At 68.6% G+C, this 948-nt stretch carries 1 pseudogene; it reads left to right on the top strand.

Annotation, left to right across the window (positions count from 1 at the left end):
* Positions 1-293: 293 nt before the first annotated feature.
* Positions 294-806, top strand: a pseudogene (locus tag C1I97_RS37925) (transposase); the annotation flags it as partial.
* Positions 807-948: the final 142 nt, after the last annotated feature.

Raw genomic sequence — 948 nt, 5'->3', positions numbered from 1 at the left:
ACGGGCCACCTCGTGATCATCTGGCTTAGACACCACAATGATCACGAAGCCCGTGCCTGCCCTGTTATGCGCCCCAACCGGTCACAACCCGACCAGCCGCACGACCCCGGAACTTGCAACCGCCCTGTCATGTGGCGGGACGGCTGGCCGGAGAGTACGACGCTACCTGAGCAATGCTCATGACTTGTGGATCGTCCGCGGGAAGGCACGCGGAGGGCGTACCTTCCCGAATGATCCTGTGATGGTCACCAAGTCAGGCCCGCGTTCGCAGCGCGGGTCGGGAAGGCACGCCCGTGCTCAGCGTAGTCAACGAAGACGGCACCACGTCCACTGGTTCCCTGATCGACGAGATCGTGCGGGAAGGCGCCCGCCGGATGCTCGCCGCCGCGCTGGAGGCGGAAGTCGACCAGTGCATAGCCGAGTTGGCGGCCGAGCGGGATGAACGCTGCCGCCGTCTGGTGGTGCGCAACGGGCACCACCGCCCCCGCACCGTGACCACGGCCGCCGGCCCGATCGAGGTGCGTGCCCCGCGGGTGGACGACCGCCGCGTCAACGAGGCCACGGGCGAACGGCAGCGGTTCTCCTCGAAGATCCTGCCGCTGTGGTGCCGCAAGTCCCCGAAGATCAGCGAGGTGCTGCCGCTGCTCTACCTGCACGGCCTGTCCGGCGGCGACTTCGTGCCCGCGCTCGAGCAGTTCCTCGGCAGCTCGGCCGGCCTGTCGGCCGCCCCGGTCAACCGGCTGACCAAGCAGTGGCAGGACGACCACGCCGCCTTCCAGAACCGGGACCTGTCCGACAGCGACTACGCAGGGCGGGAGCGTTCTCAGGTCGTGGGCTTGATCAGGTCGAGCGCGTGATCGGGGTGTGACCTGTAGTGATCGGCTGCCGCGGCGTGGTTGTGCCAGCCCGCGAGCTCCGCGAGTGCGAGGGCGGTGTTGCGCAGGCTGG

The sequence above is a fragment of the Streptomyces sp. NTH33 genome (genome assembly GCF_003236365.1).
Taxonomy (GTDB): Bacteria; Actinomycetota; Actinomycetes; order Streptomycetales; family Streptomycetaceae; genus Streptomyces.
This window is presented reverse-complemented; position numbering and strand designations above follow the sequence as displayed.